General features: G+C 35.0%; 24 protein-coding genes. 18 read left to right on the forward strand and 6 right to left on the reverse strand.

What is annotated here, in order from left to right:
* Positions 1 to 38 precede the first annotated feature (38 nt).
* The 3 genes from V8G56_RS12125 to V8G56_RS12135 are packed head-to-tail and all read left to right on the forward strand — an operon-like array spanning position 39 to position 3068.
* Positions 39 to 1463: an SDR family oxidoreductase gene (locus V8G56_RS12125; RefSeq protein WP_395438721.1), complete on the forward strand. Its 1425-nt coding sequence runs from the start codon at positions 39 to 41 to the stop codon at positions 1461 to 1463.
* Between the two features lies 1 nt (position 1464).
* Positions 1465 to 1605 (forward strand): DUF2256 domain-containing protein, encoded by a 141-nt coding sequence (locus V8G56_RS12130; protein ID WP_331628973.1) that lies wholly within the window; start codon positions 1465 to 1467, stop codon positions 1603 to 1605.
* Positions 1575 to 3068 carry a cryptochrome/deoxyribodipyrimidine photo-lyase family protein gene (locus tag V8G56_RS12135; protein WP_395438722.1) on the forward strand — a complete coding sequence of 498 codons (1494 nt, stop codon included), beginning with the start codon at positions 1575 to 1577 and terminating at the stop codon, positions 3066 to 3068. The genes V8G56_RS12130 and V8G56_RS12135 overlap by 31 nt, the downstream gene beginning before the upstream one ends.
* Positions 3069 to 3074: 6 nt before the next feature.
* Here the strand turns inward: V8G56_RS12135 and V8G56_RS12140 are convergent, their stop codons facing one another.
* Positions 3075 to 5135, reverse strand: coding sequence for an acetate--CoA ligase family protein (locus V8G56_RS12140; protein WP_395438723.1), 2061 nt, complete (start codon positions 5133 to 5135; stop codon positions 3075 to 3077).
* Positions 5136 to 5288: 153 nt separating this feature from the next.
* On the opposite strand from V8G56_RS12140, the gene V8G56_RS12145 reads away from it, so the two are divergent.
* Entirely contained in the window at positions 5289 to 6476 is a 1188-nt protein-coding gene (locus V8G56_RS12145; protein ID WP_395438724.1) for an aminotransferase-like domain-containing protein, read from the forward strand.
* Positions 6477 to 6489: 13 nt separating this feature from the next.
* Here V8G56_RS12145 and V8G56_RS12150 read toward each other — a convergent pair whose 3' ends face one another.
* Entirely contained in the window at positions 6490 to 7089 is a 600-nt protein-coding gene (locus V8G56_RS12150; protein ID WP_395438725.1) for an indolepyruvate oxidoreductase subunit beta, read from the reverse strand.
* A gap of 9 nt (positions 7090 to 7098) precedes the next feature.
* The gene (locus V8G56_RS12155) at positions 7099 to 8712 is read right to left on the reverse strand and encodes a thiamine pyrophosphate-dependent enzyme (RefSeq protein ID WP_395438726.1); all 1614 of its coding nucleotides are present in this window, start codon (positions 8710 to 8712) and stop codon (positions 7099 to 7101) included.
* Between the two features lie 168 nt (positions 8713 to 8880).
* On the opposite strand from V8G56_RS12155, the gene V8G56_RS12160 reads away from it, so the two are divergent.
* From V8G56_RS12160 to V8G56_RS12210, 11 genes are all read left to right on the forward strand, one after another.
* Positions 8881 to 9309, forward strand: coding sequence for a hypothetical protein (locus tag V8G56_RS12160; protein ID WP_395438727.1), 429 nt, complete (start codon positions 8881 to 8883; stop codon positions 9307 to 9309).
* Positions 9309 to 9581, forward strand: a complete 273-nt coding sequence (locus tag V8G56_RS12165; protein ID WP_395438728.1) for a TIGR03643 family protein — start codon at positions 9309 to 9311, stop codon at positions 9579 to 9581. Before V8G56_RS12160 ends, V8G56_RS12165 begins: the two co-directional genes overlap by 1 nt.
* 55 nt (positions 9582 to 9636) lie before the next feature.
* Positions 9637 to 10338: a GTP cyclohydrolase I FolE gene (gene folE, locus V8G56_RS12170; RefSeq protein ID WP_395438729.1), complete on the forward strand. Its 702-nt coding sequence runs from the start codon at positions 9637 to 9639 to the stop codon at positions 10336 to 10338.
* Positions 10338 to 11021: an SDR family NAD(P)-dependent oxidoreductase gene (locus V8G56_RS12175; RefSeq protein WP_395438730.1), complete on the forward strand. Its 684-nt coding sequence runs from the start codon at positions 10338 to 10340 to the stop codon at positions 11019 to 11021. Before folE ends, V8G56_RS12175 begins: the two co-directional genes overlap by 1 nt.
* 31 nt (positions 11022 to 11052) lie before the next feature.
* Positions 11053 to 11568 carry a glutathione peroxidase gene (locus V8G56_RS12180; protein WP_395438972.1) on the forward strand — a complete coding sequence of 172 codons (516 nt, stop codon included), beginning with the start codon at positions 11053 to 11055 and terminating at the stop codon, positions 11566 to 11568.
* Positions 11569 to 11574: 6 nt separating this feature from the next.
* The gene (locus tag V8G56_RS12185; RefSeq protein ID WP_395438731.1) at positions 11575 to 11745 is read left to right on the forward strand and encodes a Lacal_2735 family protein; all 171 of its coding nucleotides are present in this window, start codon (positions 11575 to 11577) and stop codon (positions 11743 to 11745) included.
* Positions 11745 to 12206: a TspO/MBR family protein gene (locus tag V8G56_RS12190; RefSeq protein ID WP_395438732.1), complete on the forward strand. Its 462-nt coding sequence runs from the start codon at positions 11745 to 11747 to the stop codon at positions 12204 to 12206. Before V8G56_RS12185 ends, V8G56_RS12190 begins: the two co-directional genes overlap by 1 nt.
* A 1-nt stretch (position 12207) precedes the next feature.
* Entirely contained in the window at positions 12208 to 12675 is a 468-nt protein-coding gene (locus V8G56_RS12195; protein ID WP_395438733.1) for an SRPBCC family protein, read from the forward strand.
* Positions 12672 to 13976: a cryptochrome/photolyase family protein gene (locus tag V8G56_RS12200; RefSeq protein WP_395438734.1), complete on the forward strand. Its 1305-nt coding sequence runs from the start codon at positions 12672 to 12674 to the stop codon at positions 13974 to 13976. The genes V8G56_RS12195 and V8G56_RS12200 overlap by 4 nt, the downstream gene beginning before the upstream one ends.
* Before the next feature lie 99 nt (positions 13977 to 14075).
* On the forward strand, positions 14076 to 14882 hold the full coding sequence (locus tag V8G56_RS12205; RefSeq protein WP_395438735.1) for a class I SAM-dependent methyltransferase: 807 nt from the start codon (positions 14076 to 14078) through the stop codon (positions 14880 to 14882).
* Between the two features lie 155 nt (positions 14883 to 15037).
* Positions 15038 to 15973, forward strand: coding sequence for a TIGR01212 family radical SAM protein (locus V8G56_RS12210; protein WP_395438736.1), 936 nt, complete (start codon positions 15038 to 15040; stop codon positions 15971 to 15973).
* Between the two features lie 4 nt (positions 15974 to 15977).
* Here V8G56_RS12210 and murA read toward each other — a convergent pair whose 3' ends face one another.
* The 3 genes from murA to V8G56_RS12225 all read right to left on the reverse strand — a co-directional run bounded on the left by murA (position 15978) and on the right by V8G56_RS12225 (position 18307).
* Entirely contained in the window at positions 15978 to 17288 is a 1311-nt protein-coding gene (murA, locus tag V8G56_RS12215; protein ID WP_395438737.1) for a UDP-N-acetylglucosamine 1-carboxyvinyltransferase, read from the reverse strand.
* 9 nt (positions 17289 to 17297) lie between these two features.
* Positions 17298 to 17942 carry a DUF4290 domain-containing protein gene (locus V8G56_RS12220; RefSeq protein WP_395438973.1) on the reverse strand — a complete coding sequence of 215 codons (645 nt, stop codon included), beginning with the start codon at positions 17940 to 17942 and terminating at the stop codon, positions 17298 to 17300.
* 71 nt (positions 17943 to 18013) lie between these two features.
* Positions 18014 to 18307 (reverse strand): DUF493 domain-containing protein, encoded by a 294-nt coding sequence (locus tag V8G56_RS12225; protein ID WP_395438738.1) that lies wholly within the window; start codon positions 18305 to 18307, stop codon positions 18014 to 18016.
* Positions 18308 to 18396: 89 nt separating this feature from the next.
* On the opposite strand from V8G56_RS12225, the gene V8G56_RS12230 reads away from it, so the two are divergent.
* Genes V8G56_RS12230 through fmt form a run of 3 tightly spaced genes read left to right on the forward strand, consistent with a single transcriptional unit; the run spans position 18397 to position 21808 of the window.
* Positions 18397 to 18951 (forward strand): AAA family ATPase, encoded by a 555-nt coding sequence (locus V8G56_RS12230; RefSeq protein WP_395438739.1) that lies wholly within the window; start codon positions 18397 to 18399, stop codon positions 18949 to 18951.
* Positions 18952 to 18959: 8 nt separating this feature from the next.
* Positions 18960 to 20864, forward strand: coding sequence for a RecQ family ATP-dependent DNA helicase (locus tag V8G56_RS12235; protein WP_395438740.1), 1905 nt, complete (start codon positions 18960 to 18962; stop codon positions 20862 to 20864).
* A complete protein-coding gene (gene fmt, locus V8G56_RS12240; protein ID WP_395438741.1) occupies positions 20861 to 21808 on the forward strand; it encodes a methionyl-tRNA formyltransferase in 948 nt (315 codons plus the stop codon). The genes V8G56_RS12235 and fmt overlap by 4 nt, the downstream gene beginning before the upstream one ends.
* Positions 21809 to 21850: the final 42 nt, after the last annotated feature.

Here is a 21850-nt window from a genome sequence, read left to right on the forward strand (position 1 = left end):
TTTTGCATCTGGTTTTTAATGGAAATAAATTATAACCGATGAAAATTCTCGTAACTGGTGCCACAGGCTATATTGGCAAAAGATTGATTCCTTTATTAGTAAATGAAGGTCATGATGTTGTATGCGCTGTCAGAGATAAACTGCGCGTCAATAAACAGTATTTAGATGATGAGCATATTGAATTTATTGAAGTAGATTTTTTAAATGTTGAGTCCTTAAATAACATCCCTAAAGATATTGACGTTGTTTATTATTTAATTCATTCCATGTCCAATACTTCAAAGGACTTTGAAAGTATGGAGGAAAGATGTGCTATTAATTTCAAAACTTTTATTGAAACCACTCAAGCAAAGCAAGTTATTTATTTAAGTGGTATCACTAATGAAGAGAAATTATCAAAACATCTACGTTCACGTAAAAAAGTGGAAGACACCTTAGCTTCAAAAAAATACGCCTTAACAACCTTTAAAGCTGGAATAATAGTTGGCTCTGGAAGTTCCTCTTTTGAAATTATCAGGGATTTAGTAGAAAAGCTACCCATCATGATAGCACCAAAATGGTTAAATACTAAAACCCAACCTATTGCTGTGAGAGATGTATTAACCTATTTAAATGCCGCAAAAAACAACCCAGCTCTATTTAATAGATCCTTCGATATTTTTGGACCAGAAGTACTTACATATAAAGATATGCTTTTACAGTTTGCTCAAATTCGCAAACTAAAAAGATATATTATTACGGTTCCAATAATGACTCCCAGATTATCTTCATATTGGTTATATTTTGTAACGTCAACCTCTTATAAACTCGCAGCTTCTTTAGTAGACAGCATGGGTATACAAATAATAGGTCATCCAAGTGATATCAACAAAATACTTAATGTTCATCCTTTAACTTATAAAGAAGCCGTAGAATTAGCCTTTGAAAAAATTGAACAAAATAGCATTGTATCAAGCTGGAAGGACTCTATGATCAGTAGTGGGCGCTTAAAAAACAGTATGCATAAATATGTAAATGTTCCAAAATTTGGATGCTATACAGATTACAAAGAGCTGCCTGTTATTGATGAACAAAATACCCTCAACAAAGTCTGGTCTATTGGCGGCGAAACAGGCTGGTATTATGGCACTTTTCTTTGGAAAATTAGAGGTTATTTAGATAAACTTGTTGGTGGCATTGGATTGAGACGTGGCAGAACAAGTCCCACAGAACTTCACGTTGGAGATGCTTTGGATTTTTGGAGGGTTATTTTTGCCGACAAATCAAAAGGGAAACTATTACTGTACGCTGAAATGAGGCTTCCAGGTGAGGCATGGCTGGAATTTAAAATTGAAGAGGGGCTTTTAAAACAAACTGCTACGTTTAGACCTAGAGGAATTATTGGCAGATTGTATTGGTTTAGTGTTTCTCCTTTTCATGGATTAATTTTTAATGGGATGATCAAAAAGCTCATTCAACCTTAAAATGAATAAGTCATACCTGCCACAAAAACTTTGTAGTGTTTGCGGTTTAGCTTTTACCTGGCGAAAAAAATGGGAAAAGAATTGGCTAAATGTTAAATATTGTAGTGAAAAATGCAGAAGAAGAAAAGCACAATCAGCTTAGTTTGGTTAAAAAGAGATTTAAGACTTGAGGATAATGAGGCTATATTTAACGCCTTATCTTCAGGAAAAGAAGTGCTCTTTCTTTATGTTTTTGAAGAATTATTAATGAATGATCCTCATTATAGCCAACGTCATTGGAATTTCATTAAAGAATCTTTGTCAGATCTAAATAAGCAATTAATTCCCTATAATTCTAAAATACTAATCGTACAATCTGATATTATTGCGGTGGTCAATCAATTACAGTCAAACTATAAAATTTCTGATGTGTATTCTCATCAAGAAACTGGAATTTTAGTAACCTATGATAGAGATAAATCGTTTTACAGATATTGCAAAAACAACCTCATTGATTGGCATGAATCAATAAACAATGGTGTTTATCGCGGTATGAAGGACAGAGCATATTGGTTAGAAAAAAGTAATACCTACTTTGATTCCCAAACGCTTTCATTCTCGCCAAAAGAAAATCAATTAGTACCCATAGAGGACATTGAATCTTTGGAAAATAAATTGACGCCTCAGTCTTTAGAAACAGATGACTCATCTCCATTTCAAAAAGGTGGTCGTACTATGGGAATAAAATATTTAAATTCATTTTTTGACAAAAGACATGAAAAATATGTGTTTCATATTTCAAAACCCGAAATGTCAAGAATGAGCTGCAGTAGGTTATCACCATATTTAGCCTGGGGTAATTTATCAATTAGAGAAGTATATCAATTTGCTCAAGAACAAAAGAAAACTTCTAAGCATAAAAGATCTATTGATGCCTTTACATCCAGATTGCGTTGGCAGACTCATTTTGTTCAAAAATTTGAAATGGAGCATACCATGGAAAAGGAAAGTATTAATAAAGGCTTTCAAAAATTAAAAAAAGAGGTGTCATTAGAATTCCAAAAAGCATGGAAGACCGGATATACTGGATATCCTTTAATTGATGCCTCTATGAGGTGTTTAAATGAAACCGGTTACTTGAATTTTAGAATGAGAGCCTTAGTAGTTTCATTTTTTACTCATAATTTATGGCAACCCTGGCAAGACGCCTCAAAGCATTTATCACGAATGTTTCTTGATTTTGAACCTGGCATACATTTCCCGCAACTGCAAATGCAAGCTGGCGAAACAGGCACCAATGTCTTAAGAATATATAATCCCATAAAAAATAGCCTGGAACATGACCCGGATGCTTCATTTATCAAAAAATGGGTCCCTGAATTAAAGGGTTTAGACATCCCATTTGCACATCAACCCTATTTAATGACAGAATTAGATCAGGCTTTTAATAACTTTAAATTAGGGAAAGATTACCCATACCCCATTGTAAACATAAAAGAAACCAGAAAAAAGGCCAGTGATACACTATGGAATATGAGCAAAAATAATCAGGTAAAAACAGAACGTAAACGCATCCTGAAAAAGCACGCATCTAATGTTGAAACAAAGACTTTGTTAAAAAATTAAGTGATTCTATGCTTTTTTTATACAAATTCTGGCATCAACCGCAATTAAATCATTTTCAGAAGCTAATAAAGGGTTAATATCTAATTCGGAAATTTCCGGAGCCAAAATGAGTAATTTAGAGACTTTCGTTATCATTTCGGCCAGAGCCTGAATATTTATTCCTTTTTTACCTCGGATACCTTTTAAAACAGGAAAGGCTTTTAAACTACTAATCATATTTAGAGCTTCCTTATTTGAAATAGGAACCATATTTACGCTGATATCTTTTAATACTTCAACAAAAATACCTCCAAGTCCGCAAAGTACTATAGATGGATAATTTCCTTCTTTTTTAGCGCCGATAAAAATTTCCATTCCGCTTATCATAGGCTGAATCAGCACAGATTTAGCCCCATCAATCTGCATTAATTTATCAAAATGATCATGAAGTTCTTTTTCATTTGAAACATTTAAAATAACACCTCCAACGTCTGATTTATGCAAAGGCCCCTCTACTTTTAATACAACCGGGTATTTTAGTGTCTCTGAAACTTTGTGAAGGTCTGTTTTATTTCTGGCATATTTTTGAGCGGCCATTTTGACGCCTGCACAGTCTAATAATTTAAAAGCTGTTTCTGAAGACATGTATCCATTTGGAAGCGCATCTATCAGTTTTCTTACTTTTTTTAATGATTTTAATTCTAAAGTCTGAACTTTATCTTGAACTATTGTATAGTTAGACACCTTAGCTAAAGCCTTTCCAAATAAAACTTCATCATTAAATACAATATTTCCTTTCTTAATAAACGCATCCATTTCATTTTTTACATTCACAACTGATGGTAAAATGGCATAAATGGGCTTTTTACATGTTTTAATTTTATTATGTAACACTTCATAAGCATCGTAAACAGAGCTTAACCCCGGACTGCCAAAAATGACAGCCATAGCATCAATCTCATCAAATTTATGTTCGCAATAATCAATAATGGTTTCTAATTGCTGGGCGGTTCCAGTAGCTAAAAAATCAATGGGATTAGTAACTGAAGACCCTTCAAACAACTCACCTAATAATGTTTTACAATGGGTTCCCTTTAAAGAAGGAACTTGTAATCCGTTTTTTGACAAGACATCCGTTAACATCACAGCAGGACCACCGGCATGGGTGATGATAGCTATATTTTTTCCTTTAGATCCCTTTTGTAATAAGATGCCCGCAACAGTAATAAGTTCATTTCTGCCATAACAACGTATGATTCCTGCCTTTTTAAATAAGGCGTCTATAAAAACATCTGAATTGGCTATAGCGCCTGTATGTGAAGAGGCTGCCCTGTTCCCTGCTTCTGAACTTCCCGCCTTAATAGCGGCTATTTTACAACCTTTACTTATTAATGAAGCGGTATGCTCTAAAAACTTAAGCGGATCTTTAATGCTTTCAATATAAAGCAGTTTTACTTTGGAACTTTTATCTTCTTCAAAAGACTGGTCTAAATACTCTAAAACCTCTTCCACTCCTATTTGAGCACTGTTTCCAACCGTATAAACACTTGAAAAAGTGAGCCCCATACTTTCTGCAGCCTCTATAATAAATACGGCTGTGGCGCCTGAACCCGATATAAAATCCACGCCCTTTTTATCTAACTTCGGTATCGGTCTTGTAAAAACTCCTGTATAATATTGGTTTATTAAGCCTATGTTATTAGGCCCTAATAAACTGCCTCCCGCGATATTTATTAATTCAACGATTTCCTTTTCCAGTTTGGTCCCATTTTCATCCTTTTCACTAAAACCAGCCGAGAAAACGATAAATCCTTTGGTCTCCTTCTGCTGTGCTAAAATCCGGATAGCTTCAGGAATATATTTTGCTGCAATAGCCACTATTGCCAAATCTACCTTAGGTAACTCATTTAAATTTTTATAAGATTTTACTCCTTGAACAATTTCCTGCTTTGGATTAACTACATACAACTGTCCAGGGTATTTGTGATCAATCAAATTTTTCAACACGCTGCCTCCCGGACTCTGAACATTATCAGAACCCCCAATAACAACAATACTTTCTGGATGAATTAATTTTGGATGAAGCATAAATAGAGAACATGTAATAATTGTAAAGTAAGCAATTTAAAATAGGATTTTAGCTGACATTTATCACAATCTATCTTATTTAATTTTTGTTATTTTGAAAAGACAGATAATATATTTTAGCTTATGTATGCATTTTCAAACGCAGTAAATTCCATGCATTCAGAAGACATTAAATTATTAATGAAGCAGGCTTCTGGAAAAAGTGTGATCTCATTTGCAGGTGGCATGCCGAATAATGATTTATTTCCAGTAAAACAAATTGATGACATTTACAATTCTTTACCAGAAGACATTAAAAAATTATGCTTTCAATACGGACCAACCTCTGGTTACCCACCTTTAATAAAATCATTGCAAAGCTATTTAGAAAAGAAAGGATTGCCAGTCCAAGACAATAAAATTTTAATCACTACAGGTTCTCTGCAAGCCATATCTATTATTACTCAGGAATTTATAAACGAAGGTGATATCGTATTAACTGAAAACCCCTGTTTTGTAGGCGCTTTATCCGTTTTTGAAACCTTCGGTGCTGAAATACATAGCATTCCCATTGACAAAGATGGTATAGATATCAAGGCTTTAAAAAGAAAAATCACTTCTTTAGACCGAACCCCCAAGTTTTTATATGTCACACCAAATTATCACAATCCGGCTGGTATTATTTACACACCTGAAAGAAAAAAAGAACTTTTGGAGGTGTTATCGGGTACAGGGATTATTTTATTGGAAGATGATGCCTATAGTGATTTGTATTTTAATGAAGATGAAAAATATCTAACCAAACCCATGAAATCATTTGGTATTCAGGGTGTAGACATTATTTATACAGGTTCATTCTCAAAAATTCTCGGTCCGGGTTTCAGATTAGGCTATATGCTTTCTTCACCAGAAATATTCGAAAAAGCAGAAACCATAAAACAGGCTTTAGATGCCTGTACTTCTAATTTCATGCAAATATTAGGTAATGAATTTTTAGCACAACATAAATTAGAATCCTATTTAAAATTCTTGAGAAGTGAATATTTAGAAAGAAAAAATTTACTTCAACAGAGTCTTGAAAAATATATGCCAAATACAGTCACCTGGAATGAGCCAAAAGGAGGTTTTTACATCTGGCTAAAGTTACCTTCTCATATAAAGTCGACAGACATATTCAAAGAAAGTGTTACCAATGGTGTTGTCTTTGTAACCGGAAGAACCTTTGATCCGGCCAGTATAAAAGATGATAGATTGCGACTTTCATTTTCAAATATGCCAAAAGACAGCATTGAAAAAGGAGTCATTATATTAGCCAAGGCCGTAAAAAAGGTACTTAAAAATGCGAAAGTTAAAAGCTCTTAATTGCTATATAAAGTTAATTATTGGCAGCCAAATCTGTCATTTCTTTGGCTATTCTTTTTCCCTCAAAAAAGGCTTCTAAGTTTAAGCTTATTATTTTTTCACTTTTATGTTCAAATAGTTTTTTGATGGCATCCAGTAGACTTTTTTCTGATAAGGGAATAATAGAAGCAGCAGCGCCAAGCAATACCATATTGGCCACTTTTGAATTACCTATTTTTTTAGCAACATCTGTGGCATTTATAATGACATGATACGGATGCTTTTTAATTTGTTCTAATAAATCATTTTTCTCTGGATAGTTATCTGTATTAATAAAGGGATGTGAGTCTGTAACCAACCAGCCATATTTATTTAAAAAGGGTATATATCTCAATAATTCCATAGGTTCTACTGATAATATGAGATCCGCTTTCCCTTCAGGAATGAGGTCAGAAAATATTTCTTTATCAGAAATTCTAACATGACATTGCACGGCACCACCACGTTGACTCATTCCATGAACTTCAGATTGTTTTACAAACAAATTTTCACTTAATGCAGCCGTATCTAATACCGCTGCAATGGTTAAAATACCTTGTCCGCCAACACCCGATAATATAATGTTTGTTTTCATTCTTTTATTTTAGCTTAATGAAGCGATTTTAGCTTTAATTTCTTCTTTTTGGTCTCTTGATAATCGAACACAAGCTCTTTCAGAAATAATAACGGAAACGCCTTTGTATTTTAACTCATTTCTCAAGAGCTCTACGTTTTCATCATGATTTTTCTTTAAAGGAACCATTTTCTTAAGGTGATCTGGATGCACGCCAAGACCCAGGCATATATTATATAATCTTCCTACCGCACTTGATTCTTGCGCGCCGGTCATAGCGATGGCAGAATTATCAGAGATAATCACGGTAATAGGTGAATTTTCAAAAACAGCATCTAATAATCCGGTCATTCCGGAATGTGTAAAAGTAGAATCTCCAATTACTGCAATAGCATTCTCTAATCCGGCATCTGTGGCACCTTTTGCCATAGTAATGGAAGCTCCCATATCTATTAAGGTATTTATGGTATTTAAAGGAGGTAAAGCGCCTAAAGCATAACAACCTATATCTCCAAAAACGCTTTTATTCCCAATTTCAGGGATCAATTCATTAATAGTATTAAAAAGATCGGTATGTCCGCAGCCTTCGCACAATTGCGGAGGTCTGGGTGCAACGATAGACGGGATAGCTTTTGGACTTGCTTGAAAAATACCTAATGAATTGGCAACTATATTAGGGTTTAGCTCTCCTGTTTGCGGTATATCTCCAGTCAATCTACCTTTTATTTTATCATTCTCATCAAAATAATTGTGCAACAATTCTTCTACTATAGGATATCCCTCTTCTACTACTAAAACCTTATGACAATGCTGATATAACTTTTTAATTTTTTTCTTAGGTAAAGGATATTGTGATATTTTTAAAATAGAATAATAATCAATATCATCACCTATATTTTCCATCACATAGTTATAAGCGATACCACAGGCAATAATACCAATATCTCTGTCTTCACTCAACTTTAAACTATTGAGGGCAGAGTTCTCAGAAATCTCAATTAAAAGACTTTTTTTATTAACCAGTTTATCGAATTGTTTTTTGGCATTCATCGGAATTAATGCAAACCTCGAAGTATCATCAGGTAATTGCATCATATTCTGAGCTCTTCTTTCCCGTAATTCAATACCCGCACGCGAATGAGATAAACGGGTTACCATTCTTAATAAAACCGGTAGTTTTAATTCTTCGGAAAGATCAAAGGCATCATACATAATATCATAAGCCTCTTGCTGGTTTGAAGGCTCCAGTATGGGTATCATGGCAAATTTTCCATAAAACCTTGAATCTTGTTCATTCTGTGAAGAGTGCATGGAAGGATCATCTGCCACAACCACCACAAGTCCTCCATTAATTCCTGAAACGGCCATATTCATAAAAACATCTGAAGCCACATTTAATCCCACATGCTTCATCACAACCATGGCTCTTAAACCTGTATATGACATTCCTAGAGCAGACTCCATAGCCGTTTTCTCATTCACAGACCAGGTAGTGTGTATCTTTAATTCCTTAGCAAGTTTTGACCTTTGTATATATTCAGTAATTTCAGTAGAAGGGGTTCCGGGATAAGCATAAACTCCAGATAAGCCGGCATCAATACTGCCTTGAGCCAGTGCTTCATTACCTAATAATAAACTTTTCATATGATCCTTTTATTTCTAAAAACAAATGTAATTGTAACACAGCTAATAGAGTATGATTTATGTCATAATGCGGCTAAGAACTTGGGTAAAATCATTAGAAATGTTAATTTTTGTTTAACGTTTTAAATATATGGTTAAACATTCTGTAGATTTGTGTATATTTACAAGATGATATTAGATACTACATATTCAAACAAGAGTAATGACCAACTAATTAATGACTTAGTGGGTAAATCTTATTCCTTTCTGGAATCATTCAAAATGAAAGGTGTTGGATCCAAAAGAATGATCATAGATGATGCCAGTCCGAATTTTAAAAACTATTTAAATGCCACGGAAGATGTTACTTATGCCAATCTTGAGTTAAGACCCAATGGTTTGCTCGTGAGAATTAATAAAGGTTTAAAAAATTACACATGGGTAGTGCCCTTTTATCATTTGGTTATTTATAAAACCAACGGCAGCAGCATTCATGCACAAGGAAAATTTATTCATTTTAAAAATAACATCACTTTTAAAGAAAATAAATCCTTCTTTGACAAGCTTCTTAGTTCAAAAGTTACGTTTGAAAAACAATATGAATTTATTGGAATTTAATGGAGCTAACGGTAAATGATATTGACAGAATAATTGAAATGGCCTGGGAAGACCGGACTCCCTTTGAAGCCATAACCTTTCAGTTTCATGTATCTGAACAAGAAGTGATCACATTGATGCGTCGCGAAATGAAGCCCAGTAGTTTTAAAATGTGGCGTAAACGTGTTCAAGGACGTGCTACCAAACATGAAAAATTAAGAGAATTTGAAAAAGGGCGCTTTAAATGCTACAGACAAAAACAAATTACACATAACTCAATTTCAAAACGTTAACCTTGCTTTGCTTTAAGAGATGAGTACTTAATGACAGCAAATAAAAAAGATTGCTATGATATTAGAAACATTAAAAGAAAATTTAAAAAAGAACGGGCACAAATTAAATGGTTTCTCATTTGATGAAATTGGAGACGACCATCTATTTACGGGCTTAGAAACACCCATGAGATCAGATGCTTTTAAATTATCAGATTCAGAAAAAAAAGAAAAAATCGCCCTTCTTTTTGAAGAAATCATGAATGTGATGGGATTAGATTTAACAGATGATTCTTTAAAGGGGACACCCAAACGAGTGGCGAAAATGTATATAGATGAGATCTTTTCCGGGTTAAATCCTGCGAATAAGCCAAAAGTAGCTCTGTTTGATAATAAGTATCAATACAATCAAATGTTGGTGGAAAAAAATATCAGCTTTTATTCTAATTGTGAACACCATTTTGTGCCCATTATTGGTAAAGCGCATATCGCCTATATTTCTTCCGGGAAAGTGATTGGGCTTTCAAAATTAAACCGCATTGTTCAATATTATGCGAAACGACCTCAGGTTCAAGAGCGTTTAACGAATCAAATCGCTAATGACCTAAAGCAAATTCTTGAAACGGATGATATTGCCGTCATCATTGATGCTAAACACCTTTGTGTCTCTTCGCGTGGTATTAAAGATGACACCTCTGCTACAGTAACTTCTTTTTATGGAGGTGCGTTTAATTCGCCACAAAAAATTGCAGAATTACAAAGTTATATAAACAATTAATGAAACATATCATAATCATAGGAGGCAGTAAAGGTATTGGAAATGCCCTGCTAACAACCTTGTTAGCTGAGCATAAAGTTACCAACATCAGCAGAACAGTTCCAGAGCAGCAACATAATAACCTGGTACATTTTACTTGCGATGTTTTAAATGATGAATTACCTGAAATTTCAAGTGCTGATGCCCTTGTTTATTGCCCTGGCAGTATCAATTTAAAACCCATATCAAGACTTAGTCTAGAAGATTTTAGGGAAGATTTTGAAATTAATGTTTTAGGTGCGGTTAAAGCCATTCAAAAATATCTACCTGTTATTAAAAATGGTACAAATCCCTCTATTGTCCTATTTAGCACGGTAGCGGCCAAGTTAGGAATGCCATTTCATGCCAGTATTGCCACTGCAAAATCTGGTGTGGAAGGCTTGGTTAAATCTTTGGGTGCAGAATTGGCTCCAACAGTGAGGATTAATGCCATTGCTCCTACGGTTACTAATACTGATCTGGCTTCTAAACTACTTAGAAATGAAAAAATGATTGAAGCCATGACCGAGCGTCACCCATTAAAAAAATTCTTAAATCCTTCAGAGGTGGCAGAAATGGCTGCATTCTTAATTTCTGAAAAAGCGGCATCTATTTCTGGTCAAATCTTTGAAATGGATTGCGGTATTGTTACCTTTAAACTATAAAATTATGAAACGATTAATACTATGCTGCCTTATGTTTTCAATATTCAATAAATCTATGTCACAAACATCACCAACAGAATCTATTTATGATATCAAAATAAATAGTTTAGCCGGTCAACCAATTAATCTGTCCGATTACAAAGGAAAATATATTTTATTTGTTAATGTGGCCTCTAAATGCGGCTTTACTGGACAATATGAAGATCTACAGAAATTGCATGACAAATATCAGGACAAGCTGATGATTATAGGGGTTCCTTGCAATCAATTTGGCAATCAGGAACCTGGCACCGCTAAAGAGATAGAGTCCTTTTGTCAGGTGAACTATGGGGTAAGCTTTTTAATGACGGAGAAAGTGGATGTAAAAGGAAAAGATCAACATCCCCTTTATCAATGGTTAACGGATCAGGCTAAAAATGGGCAGTCCAGTTCCACCGTAAAATGGAATTTCCAAAAATATTTAATTGGCACCAATGGTCATTTGATTGATTATTACTTTTCAATCACCAATCCTATGAGTGATAAAATAACAAAACACTTACTATAACAACATATGTTCTCTCTATTTAAAACAAAACCTGAAGCTGAAAAACTTCAAAAAAAGTACGAGTTACTAATGCAAGAATGGCATTCACTTTTAAATGTAAACCGTAAAAAAAGTGATCAAAAATTTGCAGAAGCGCAAGAAATTTTAAACAAAATAGATAGTTTAAATTCTAATTAATGAAACAGTTAAAATTTGTAGTCCTGTTTTTAGTTATCAATTTTGGAGCCTTAGCCATCGGGACTTTACTCATGAACAATGGACCACAAACAGACTGGTATCAGCAACTCAATCAGGCACCCTGGACCCCCCCAGGATGGGCTTTTGGTGTTGCATGGACAAGCATCATGTTTTGTTTTTCGTTCTACATGACCTATTTATTTTTAGCCGAGCCCAGCGCCCGAGTTAAAATACTTTTCACGGTTCAATTTATTTTAAATGTTAGTTGGAATTATGTTTTTTTTAATCAGCATTTAGTTGGATTTGGATTACTAATTATTCTGGCGCTCACATTCATAGTAGCTGCCTTATTATTCAACTTCAGGAAACTCTTGCCGATTAAGAGTTTTTTAATACTTCCTTATTTTTTATGGTTGTTAGTTGCCAGCTCATTAAACGCCTACATATTTTTATATAATTAAAATGAAAATTTACACCTTACACAAAAAACAAAACTTACCAATAACTCTACAACAGGCCTGGGATTTTTTGTCAGATCCAAAAAACCTAAAGACCATTACACCAGAATATATGGGCTTCCATATTCTTTCCGGTGCTGACAGACCCATGTATGCCGGTCAGATTATTCAATATATAGTCACCCCTGTTCTAGGCATTAAAACGAAATGGGTTACTGAAATTACACATACCGTTGATAAGCATTATTTTGTTGATGAACAACGGTTTGGCCCCTATGCCTTATGGCATCACAAACATTTTATAAAGCAAATAAAAGGGGGTGTTGAAATGGAAGATATTATAGATTACAAAGTGCCACTTGGTATTCTTGGTCAATTGGTGCACCCCATATTAGTAAAGCCTAAACTGGAGGAAATCTTCAATTATAGAACCAAAAAGTTAGAAGAACTCTTTGGTGTTTATAAACCATGAAACAAACATTAAATATTTTTTGGTTCCGACGAGATTTAAGATTGGATGATAATCATGGATTGTATGAAGCTTTGCAAGGTGAGCATCAGGTTCTGGCTATTTTTATTTTTGATTCTGACATTTTAGAACGGCTCCCAAAGGATGATGCCCGTGTGACCTTCATTTATGAAACACTTCAGGCCATTAATGAAAAACTTCAAAAAGATGATGGAAGTGGTATCTCTATCTATTTTGGGAAACCCCTTGAAATATACCAACAACTTGTTCAAACCTATCACATCGAGACGGTGTATACCAATCATGATTATGAACCCTACGCCATCAAACGTGATCAAGAGGTTAAAGATTTTTTGAAAGAACAAAATATCGATTTTAAAACCTATAAAGATCAGGTTATTTTTGAAAAAAACGACATCGTAAAAGGGGATGGAACTCCCTATTTGGTGTACACCCCATACATGAAACAGTGGAAGAACCATTTTAGCAATCAATCTTTAAAAACATATGATACAAAACCAAATTTATTTAAGCTTGTTAAGCACACTCCTTTGGCTCATAGCAACTTATCAGAAATGGGATTTAAAACGTCATCCCAGAAAATAAGAAATTATTCAGTGACACCTGAATTGATTCAAAACTACGAAGCCACCCGTAATTTTCCAGCGCAAGACAGCACCTCAAGATTAGGACCGCATTTGCGTTTTGGAACGGTGAGTATCCGTGCGATGGTAAAAAAAGCGACTGCTGAAAAAAACGAGATCTTTTGGCAGGAATTGATCTGGCGTGAATTTTTTAGCCAAATATTATGGCATTTTCCTCATTCAGTGACCCAAAGTTTTAAACCACAATACGACCGTATTGTCTGGCGAAATAATGAATCAGAATTCAAAGCCTGGTGCGAAGGCAAAACAGGGTATCCGCTCGTAGATGCAGGTATGCGACAATTGAATAAAACCGGCTTTATGCACAACCGGGTGCGCATGCTGGTGGGTAGCTTTTTATGCAAACATTTATTGATAGACTGGCGTTGGGGTGAAGCCTATTTTGCAGAAAAACTGCATGATTATGAGTTGGCCAGCAATGTGGGTAACTGGCAATGGGTTGCTGGTTGCGGGGTGGATGCCGCGCCTTATTTTAGGATATTTAATCCCACCACACAAATTGAAAAGTTTGATAAAAATTTAGAATATATCAAACAATGGGTGCCAGATTTTCAAGAACTCACCTATCCTATTCCCATTGTGGACCATGCTTTTGCCAGAGAGCGCTGTTTAAAGGTTTATAAAGAGGCCCTGCAATAAGAAGCCTTCAGGTACATTAGTTTATGAGAACCAAATATAATTTTATCTAAACTTTATTCTTTTTTGTAGATTAGCGGTATTGTAACCAACCGATTTATAATGGAAGAAAGAAATATTCCCTTTGAAAAAACAATACCTGGGGTTTACGAAAAATATTTAGGCCCTTATCTTTACGAACCATATGCAGTGTATGTAACGTCCAGGATAAAAGGCTATCCAAAAAAAGTACTCGAAATTGGTGTTGGTTCAGGAAGACTCACCAATCACTTATCCAAAAAAATGGGTACTCAGGCCATGATCAATGCCATAGATATCAATCCGAATATGCTTGAGATTGCAAAAGAAAAAGTAAAAGCCAGCAATGTAGAATTTCTTGTAGCTGATGCGCAATCACTGCCTTTCCCTGATCATAGTTTTGATTGTGTGATATGCCAGTTTAGTTTTATGTTTCTTCCAGATAAACAAAAAGGATTTAACGAAGCATGGCGCGTTTTGAAACCTGGAGGTCAGTTCATATTTCTTACCTGGGACAAAGCAGAAAATAATATAACACTTCATATAAGCCAGCAAACTATCTTAGAATTTTTAAAAACCGAACCTCCTGCTTATTTTGGAAAAGCGTATGCTGCCATGAATAATCCCGATGAGCTTATGGAGTACACTAAAAATGCAGGTTTTGAAAACGCCAGTATTGAAAAAATCACTTTAATAGGTCAAAGCCCAACAGCCATGGATGCAGCCATAGGCTTTGTGGAAGGTAATTCTATTATCAAGGAAATTTTGAGAGAAGGCCCGGAACTACTAAAAACTATTAAGACTACTATTACTGCAAGAATTCATGAGCAGGTAAGTAAAGATCCTATAAGTTCTGAACTGAAAGCCTGGTTGGGAGAAGCATTTAAATGATAAAACCATCACTTCATTCTTTGGTTGATATCATTAATCTATAAAAGCATATTCTAATTATTAAACATGAAGCGCTCTTAAACTTTAATTTATAACAAACTTATTATAAGCGCCTTTTCCTTATTTTTTAATAATTTTACAGTATATTTTTTAATATGTCTGTAACAGGAAAACGTTATTTAGATTACGCTTCTTTTATTAAATCCACTTTTGGAGAACGGGTACAAAAAATAAGCTTAAATATTGGCTTTTCCTGTCCAAACAGAGATGGTTCCAAAGGCTTTGGAGGATGTACTTACTGCAATAACAACACTTTTAATCCTGATTACTGTATTTCTACTAAAACTATAAAAGAACAATTAGAAGAAGGCATACGGCGTTTTACTAAAAAATATAAAACGCAAAAATACTTCGCCTATTTTCAGGCGTATACCAACACCTATTCTGATATCGCATCCTTAAAAAAAATGTATGAAGAAGCCTTGAGTTTTCCTGGTGTGATTGGGCTGGTTATTGGTACCAGGCCCGACTGTATTTCTGAAGAGATTATTGAATATCTGTCGTTTTTATCAAAGCGAAGTTATATTTCTCTGGAATTTGGCGTTGAAAGCACCCTAAACAGCACTTTAAAAACCGTCAACAGATGCCATACGTTTGAAGACACCAAAGCGGCTTATAAACTGTGCACAAATAAAGGATTTCATTTAGGTGCTCATTTAATCTTAGGTTTACCGGGTGAAACCAAAGAGGATTTGTTAAACCATGCAGTGGAAATTTCTAAGCTACCCATCAACACCTTAAAATTGCATCATTTGCAAATTGTAAAACAATCTGTCATGGCGCATCAATTCAAAGAAAATCCTGAAAATTTTAATTTATTTACTTGTGAAACATATGTGGAGTTTATAGCGGAGTTTATAGAATTGCTAAGACCTGATATAATAATAGAGCGGTTTATTAGCGAAGCGCCTCTGGATTTATTGATAGCTCCCAAATGGAACGGTCTTAAAAACTTTGAAATGGTGGCAAAAATTGACAAAAAATTGTCAGCAACAAATACATGGCAAGGTAAATACTATACCCGGAACTAATAAGTTACTCTATCCTTTCAATCTTCGCACCAATAGCCCGTAAACGTTCATCAATGCGCTCATAACCGCGGTCAATCTGTTCTATATTCTGAATAGTAGAAGTCCCTTTTGCAGAAAGTGCAGCAATAAGTAAAGAAACACCGGCACGTATATCCGGAGAGGTCATTACCGTGGCTTTTAAAGTCGATTTAAAGTCATGACCAATAACCGTCGCTCTGTGCGGGTCGCACAAAATAATTTTAGCCCCCATATCAATCAATTTATCCACAAAGAATAAGCGGCTTTCAAACATTTTTTGGTGTATTAAAACACTGCCTCTGGCTTGCGTAGCCACTACCAGAATAATACTTAATAGATCTGGTGTAAATCCAGGCCATGGGGCATCTGCAATGGTTAAAATAGACCCGTCAATAAAACTTTGTATTTCATAACCATTAGTATGTGCTGGTATATGAATATCATCGCCTCGCTTTTCAACGGTAATACCCAGCTTTCTAAACACATTTGGAATCAATCCCAAATCGTCCCAACTCACATTTTTAATGGTGAGTTCACTTTTAGTCATGGCGGCTAATCCAATCCAGCTACCAATTTCAATCATATCTGGTAACATGGTATGTGTGGTGCCACCTAAGGTTTCAACACCTTCAATAACCAGCATATTAGAACCAACACCAGTTATTTTGGCACCCATTCTGTTAAGCATTTTACACAACTGCTGTAAATAAGGCTCACAAGCCGCATTATAGATAGTGGTAGTGCCTTCTGCTAAAACGGCGGCCATCACAATGTTGGCAGTTCCGGTCACAGAGGCTTCCTCCAAAAGCATATAAGCCCCTTTTAGGCGTTTTGCAGTCACACCATAAAACTGTTCTTCTTTACTGTAACCAAATTTGGCGCCCAAATTAATAAGCCCTTCAAAATGGGTGTCTAAGCGTCTTCTACCTATTTTATCACCACCCGGTTTAGGGATATAACCCTTGCCAAAGCGCGCTAATAATGGCCCAACAATCATAATGGAACCGCGTAAACCGCGTCCATCTACTTTAAAATCCTCTGATTCTAAATATTTTAAATTAACATTGTCTGCCTGAAAGGTATAGGAACCATGAGATAACTTTTCGACTTTAACCCCTAATTTTCTGAGTAAGTTGATGAGTTTATTAACATCTACGATGTCTGGGATATTATGAATAGTAACTACCTCTGGAGTGAGCAATACAGCACATAGAATCTGTAATGCTTCATTTTTGGCGCCTTGAGGTTGGATACTTCCTTTTAATTGATGGCCGCCTTCAATTTTAAATGTTCCCATACTATAAGTTTAATAGCGTTTTCTTGGTCGATTTGAGCTTTTTTTATGTCCGCTTTTTTTGCTTCCGGTATTAAATTTTGTTTTGGTGCGCATTAAACTGGTCGCATCCGTTAAATCTTCATCGGTGTTTTTAAGGTTTATTTTTCCATTTGAGAGTTCAAATAAATGCTTGAAAATCACGTCATCTTCAACCGTATCCTTATTCCAGTTTAAAAAACACTTTTTCATATGGTTGGCAATGGTAAAGATAAGAGCTTCTTTAAGGTCTCCTTCTTCCCAGGTATTGGCCACATCGATCATCGTTTTGATGTTATTTCCATAAAAACGATATTTAGGGAAGTTTTGAGGATATTCCAATGGGTCCGGCCTTAACTCAAGAAGTTCTTTTGAAGGCATTGGGAAAGGGGAATCTACGTCTAATTCAAAATTAGCCATTATAAAAAGCTGATCCCATAGTTTGTGCTGGAAATCAGGCACATCTCTTAAATGAGGTTGCATATTTCCCATCACAGCAATAATAGATTTTGCCGTTTTGTTGCGTTCTTCTTTGGTTTCAAGTGTTTTCGCGTAGTTAATCATTTTTTGCATATGACGACCATATTCCGGAATGATTAAATGTTCACGTTCTGTATTGTATTCTAAATTGTCTATAATCAAAATAAAGTGTGTAGAATTATATATTGTTGCATGTAGTATTTATGCTTTTTCAAAAGTACAAAAAAAAACTAAAGACTAATAACGCCTTCTACATTATTTATGACTTCTTTATACTTTTCAATAACCGCTTCCGGATTGCTCATCAGCAGATTTATAGAGATGCTGGTGTATTTACCGTTTTTAGATTCAGTAGTATTAATAACAGCTCCTACATTATTAAAAAACTCCTCTATAATTATCAGATTGTTTTTATCGGATTTGATAATGAATTTATACAAATATTCTGATGGCCAGCTACTTGTTTTATACAATCGGTCTTTTAATTTTTCGTAAAATTCTTCAGGGTTTTGTTCTGTGCTCATAATAATTTAATAAGTTGCAAAGGTACAGTTTTGTTTACATTTTTTTTTAAACATTTAAATTCCGAATTTTACAATCAAATAGCGCTGCATTGAATCGAAAAAAAATTGTTATTACAGGCGGACCAGGAACAGGTAAAACCTCAATTATTAACGAATTGAAAAACCAGGACTATCACTGTTTTGAAGAAATTATACGCTCTTTAACTTTAGAAGCTAAAAAAGAAAAGGAGGATGCCACACCTATCTCAAACCCTATTGCTTTTGTAAGTGATCCGTTAGACTTTAATACCAGATTATTGAATGGGCGCTTAAATCAGTTTGAACAGGCGCTTGACGTTGAAAAACCACTCATTTTTTTTGATCGCGGTATCCCTGATGTGTTGGCATACATGTCATTTTTTAATCAATCCTACAGTGAAGATTTTTTAAATGTATGCCTCAATCATAAGTATAACCATGTATTTTTACTACCACCCTGGGAATCTATTTATGAAATAGATAATGAACGATTTGAAAGTTTTGAAGAAGCCGTGAAAATTCATACTTTTTTAGAAGCAGTTTATATAAAATTAGGATACAACATTATAGAGGTTCCGTTTGGAAGTATTCAGGAAAGAACACATTTTATTATTAACAGTCTATAAAACATTTTTTGCAACATCCTATTAACATATTAGAGCGTTATTGGAACTTTACTGAATTTAAGCCGCTTCAGGAAGAGATTATCAATGCGGTTATTGAAGGTGAAGACACCTTTGCCTTATTGCCTACAGGTGGTGGGAAATCATTGTGTTTCCAAATTCCTTCCTTGGCACAGGAAGGTATTTGCATTGTTATTTCGCCGTTAATCGCCCTGATGAAGGACCAGGTACAGAAACTTCAGGAACAAGGTATTAAAGCCATGGCACTCACCAGTGGCATCCCGCCACAGCAGTTAGATACCCTTTTGGATAATTGCATTTATGGGAATTATAAATTTTTGTATTTATCGCCTGAACGCCTGCAGCAAGAACTGGTTCAGGAACGCATCAGGCAAATGAATGTGAATTTGATTGCTGTTGATGAGGCCCATTGTATTTCACATTGGGGTAATGATTTCAGACCTGCCTATAAAAATATTACTGTTTTAAGACAGCTGCAACCTGGTGTAAACGTGGTGGCATTAACGGCCTCGGCCACACCAAAAGTAGTCCAGGATATTATCAAGGAATTAGATTTTATTCAACCCAAAATCTTCAAACAATCCTTTTCTAGACCTAATTTAGGGTATTTAGTGCTTCATGAAGATGACAAATATTATCGGATTGAAAGCATTTTAAAAAAATATACAGCATCTTCCATCATCTATGTTAGAAACAGGAAATTAACGCTTCAAATAAGCTCCTTTTTAGAGTCCAAAGGCATTACCGCTACCTATTATCATGGCGGTTTATCAAATGCCGAGAAAGACAAGTTCATGCAGCAATGGCTCAATGACCAAAAACAGGTCATGGTGGCCACCAATGCCTTTGGAATGGGCATTGACAAACCAGATGTCAAAACCATCATCCATTTTAATTTACCGGAAAGTCTTGAAAGCTATTTTCAGGAAGCCGGAAGAGCCGGACGTAATGGAGAAAAGGCATTTGCGGTGATTTTAAAAAATAACAGCGATGAACTTTTAATAAAAAATCAATTTTTAAACGTTTTACCAACGGTTGATTTTATTAAACAGGTGTATAGAAAACTGTGCAACTATTTTCAGATCTCTTTTGGCGAAGGGGAGTTTACAACCCATGATTTTGATTTTAATACCTTTTGTAAAGTGTATGAATTTAATACGGTGTTATGCTATAATGCCTTGTTACTTCTTGACAGAACCAGTATTATCAGTTTATCCAGACAGTTTCACAATCAGGTGTCTCTTCAGGTCATTGCTACAAATCCGGTGGTGTTTGATTATTTAGAAACACATAAAGATTTTGAAATTATTTTGAAATCCATCTTAAGAATGTATGGTGGTGTTTTTGAACATGACACTAAAATAAATCTGATTAAAATTTCAGAAAAAGCATCAGTTGCTGAACCTGTACTGATATCGGCATTAAAACAATTAGAAAAGGATGAGATCATTACTTTAAACCTGGCAAAAACCGATGCCCAGGTTACTTTTATTCAGCCACGTGAGGACGATAAAACCATCAACCGCATCGCAAGTGTTATAGAACAACAAAATGATTTGAAACAATTACAGGTTCAAGCCGTTTTAGATTATATTAAAAATGAGTCTCTTTGTAAAAGCGTGCAACTCCTCTCCTATTTTGGTGAGACCAATATAAGCCCTTGTGGTATCTGTTCGGTCTGCACGAAAACGAAAAAACCGACTAGATCTCAGGATTTAAAAGCCTTAAGAAATCGAATAATTGAACTCCTGGAAAATGGAGATGTTTCCTCAAGGGTGATGATCACTGAACTGGATTGTTCTGAAAAGGACCTGAAAAAGGTCTTACAATTATTGTTAGAACATCAAATCATTTCAATTACAAAAACAAATACCTATAAACTATTTCATAGATGAAAGAATTAAGAATTGTTTTCATGGGAACACCAGATTTTGCGGTTGCTACGCTGAAAGCTTTAGTAGAAAATAATTACAAGGTGGTTGGGGTTATTACGGCGCCGGATAAACCCGCAGGAAGAGGCAGAAAACTCAATGAAAGTGCTGTTAAGGTCTATGCGGAATCGCAAAACCTGACTGTTCTTCAACCAACAAACTTAAAGGATCTTACGTTTCTAAATGATTTAAAAGCCCTGAAGGCCAATCTTCAGATAGTGGTCGCTTTTAGAATGTTACCAAAAGTCGTTTGGCAAATGCCTGAATATGGCACCTTTAACTTACATGCCTCTTTATTACCTGATTACAGAGGGGCTGCTCCTATTAATTGGGCTATTATGAATGGTGAAACTGAAACCGGCGTTTCAACTTTCTTTATAGATGATAAAATTGATACAGGCGAAATGATTCTTCAAGAAAGTGTGGCTATTGATTCAAAAGAGAATGCCGGAAACCTTCATGACAAACTTATGGATCTAGGCAGTAAACTGGTCCTTAAAACAGTGGCCTTAATTGAAAAAGGACCCGTTAAAACAACCCCTCAGACAGATTCTGAAGCGATTAAAACAGCTCATAAACTGGATAAAGAGAATTGTAGAATAGACTGGAACGATACTTTATTGAATATATACAATAAAATACGTGGCCTTAGTCCCTATCCCGGGGCCTGGTGTTACCTTATTAATAAAGGAGACACTGTATCGGTCAAAATATTAAAGAGCGATTATGAAATAAAAGACCATACTTTTTCAACTGGTCAAATTATTTCTGCTAACCAGGAATTAAAAGTGGCCACTAAAAAGGGCTTTATTATCATTAAAGAATTGCAGCTCCCGGGCAAACGAAATATGGATATAAAATCATTATTAAATGGCTATCAATTTGATGCTGCTGCAAAAATGCTGTAAGCCCCTAATTTTACTGATATTTTTAAATTACCGATAAAATGC

The organism is Gaetbulibacter aquiaggeris (assembly GCF_044003965.1).
GTDB lineage: Bacteria > Bacteroidota > Bacteroidia > Flavobacteriales > Flavobacteriaceae > Yeosuana > Yeosuana aquiaggeris.

Excerpts from the sequence above, each read along its gene's own strand:
- V8G56_RS12125 (WP_395438721.1), top strand. The coding sequence starts at position 39 with ATGAAAATTCTCGTAACTGGTGCCACAGGCTATATTGGCAAAAGATTG.
- V8G56_RS12130 (WP_331628973.1), top strand. The coding sequence starts at position 1,465 with ATGAATAAGTCATACCTGCCACAAAAACTTTGTAGTGTTTGCGGTTTA.
- V8G56_RS12135 (WP_395438722.1), top strand. The coding sequence starts at position 1,575 with ATGCAGAAGAAGAAAAGCACAATCAGCTTAGTTTGGTTAAAAAGAGAT.
- V8G56_RS12140 (WP_395438723.1), bottom strand. The coding sequence starts at position 5,135 with ATGCTTCATCCAAAATTAATTCATCCAGAAAGTATTGTTGTTATTGGG.
- V8G56_RS12145 (WP_395438724.1), top strand. The coding sequence starts at position 5,289 with ATGCATTCAGAAGACATTAAATTATTAATGAAGCAGGCTTCTGGAAAA.
- V8G56_RS12150 (WP_395438725.1), bottom strand. The coding sequence starts at position 7,089 with ATGAAAACAAACATTATATTATCGGGTGTTGGCGGACAAGGTATTTTA.
- V8G56_RS12155 (WP_395438726.1), bottom strand. The coding sequence starts at position 8,712 with ATGAAAAGTTTATTATTAGGTAATGAAGCACTGGCTCAAGGCAGTATT.
- V8G56_RS12160 (WP_395438727.1), top strand. The coding sequence starts at position 8,881 with ATGATATTAGATACTACATATTCAAACAAGAGTAATGACCAACTAATT.
- V8G56_RS12165 (WP_395438728.1), top strand. The coding sequence starts at position 9,309 with ATGGAGCTAACGGTAAATGATATTGACAGAATAATTGAAATGGCCTGG.
- folE (WP_395438729.1), top strand. The coding sequence starts at position 9,637 with ATGATATTAGAAACATTAAAAGAAAATTTAAAAAAGAACGGGCACAAA.
- V8G56_RS12175 (WP_395438730.1), top strand. The coding sequence starts at position 10,338 with ATGAAACATATCATAATCATAGGAGGCAGTAAAGGTATTGGAAATGCC.
- V8G56_RS12180 (WP_395438972.1), top strand. The coding sequence starts at position 11,053 with ATGTTTTCAATATTCAATAAATCTATGTCACAAACATCACCAACAGAA.
- V8G56_RS12185 (WP_395438731.1), top strand. The coding sequence starts at position 11,575 with ATGTTCTCTCTATTTAAAACAAAACCTGAAGCTGAAAAACTTCAAAAA.
- V8G56_RS12190 (WP_395438732.1), top strand. The coding sequence starts at position 11,745 with ATGAAACAGTTAAAATTTGTAGTCCTGTTTTTAGTTATCAATTTTGGA.
- V8G56_RS12195 (WP_395438733.1), top strand. The coding sequence starts at position 12,208 with ATGAAAATTTACACCTTACACAAAAAACAAAACTTACCAATAACTCTA.
- V8G56_RS12200 (WP_395438734.1), top strand. The coding sequence starts at position 12,672 with ATGAAACAAACATTAAATATTTTTTGGTTCCGACGAGATTTAAGATTG.
- V8G56_RS12205 (WP_395438735.1), top strand. The coding sequence starts at position 14,076 with ATGGAAGAAAGAAATATTCCCTTTGAAAAAACAATACCTGGGGTTTAC.
- V8G56_RS12210 (WP_395438736.1), top strand. The coding sequence starts at position 15,038 with ATGTCTGTAACAGGAAAACGTTATTTAGATTACGCTTCTTTTATTAAA.
- murA (WP_395438737.1), bottom strand. The coding sequence starts at position 17,288 with ATGGGAACATTTAAAATTGAAGGCGGCCATCAATTAAAAGGAAGTATC.
- V8G56_RS12225 (WP_395438738.1), bottom strand. The coding sequence starts at position 18,307 with ATGAGCACAGAACAAAACCCTGAAGAATTTTACGAAAAATTAAAAGAC.
- fmt (WP_395438741.1), top strand. The coding sequence starts at position 20,861 with ATGAAAGAATTAAGAATTGTTTTCATGGGAACACCAGATTTTGCGGTT.